Below are 797 nucleotides of genomic sequence, written 5' to 3'. Positions count from 1 at the left end.
GTGCCGCAGCGCGCTCATCACCCAGCGCCACTGGGCGGTGCCCAGAAACTGTCAACCTAGGTTGGGCGAGTGAACTGGATCAGCCGTTGACGAGTTGGCTGACTCGCTGCTTGGACAGGGTGAGCACATCGGCGACTTCTTGTTGAGACAGGCCCGAGTCCTCGATCAGTGTGTGTACTGCGGCGCGCGTCTCCTCGGCAGCCTCGGCGTTGGCGCGGGTGGCAGCTTCGCGTAACTGTCGGGCGTGCTCCAACCGTTGGTTAGCTAGGTCCGGCAGGCTCACTTCGACTGTCAACTCGATTGACTCGGGGTCAACATCGTCCATCACCGCCACCAGGTCCCGTGCGGTGTCCTCCACCTCGGAGAAGCGCTTCGCTTGTGTCCAACGGTCCACTCCGGCGACGTAGACAAGCCAGAACTTCTCACCGCGTTCCACACGCACCTGATACATGGTCACTTCCACCACCGCCTTCCCAGCTTCGGTTCGCACTCCTTGCAGACCATTTCGGCGTACCGGTTGTCCACTTCGCTGTGCGGTTCGATTGGGATCATGAGCCCGTCCAGCGAGTAGACATCGTGGCGGGCACCATGGCGCTTCACTTCGAACGTGAGGTCGTGGGATCGTGCCGCTTTGGTGATCCGCTTGATGAGGTCTGCCCGCTTCACATGATAAGTCTACCCCGGGGTAGACGCAATAGTCAATCCCGGGGTAGACGATTTGCTGCTGGATGCCGTCCGTGCTCAGATCGGGAGCTTGCGGAAGATCGGCCGCGGGACGTGCCGCAGCGCGCTCATCA

At 61.5% G+C, this 797-nt stretch carries 2 protein-coding genes; both read right to left on the bottom strand.

The features are described 5' to 3' along the window. Positions 1–79: 79 nt before the first annotated feature. Entirely contained in the window at positions 80–466 is a 387-nt protein-coding gene (locus tag AD72_RS35030) for a hypothetical protein (protein WP_156365532.1), read from the bottom strand. After that, positions 454–666 carry a hypothetical protein gene (locus AD72_RS35025; RefSeq protein WP_031470955.1) on the bottom strand — a complete coding sequence of 71 codons (213 nt, stop codon included), beginning with the start codon at positions 664–666 and terminating at the stop codon, positions 454–456. The genes AD72_RS35030 and AD72_RS35025 overlap by 13 nt, the downstream gene beginning before the upstream one ends. Positions 667–797: the final 131 nt, after the last annotated feature.

The sequence above is a fragment of the Sciscionella sediminilitoris genome (genome assembly GCF_000737195.2).
GTDB lineage: Bacteria > Actinomycetota > Actinomycetes > Mycobacteriales > Pseudonocardiaceae > Sciscionella > Sciscionella sediminilitoris.
This window is presented reverse-complemented; position numbering and strand designations above follow the sequence as displayed.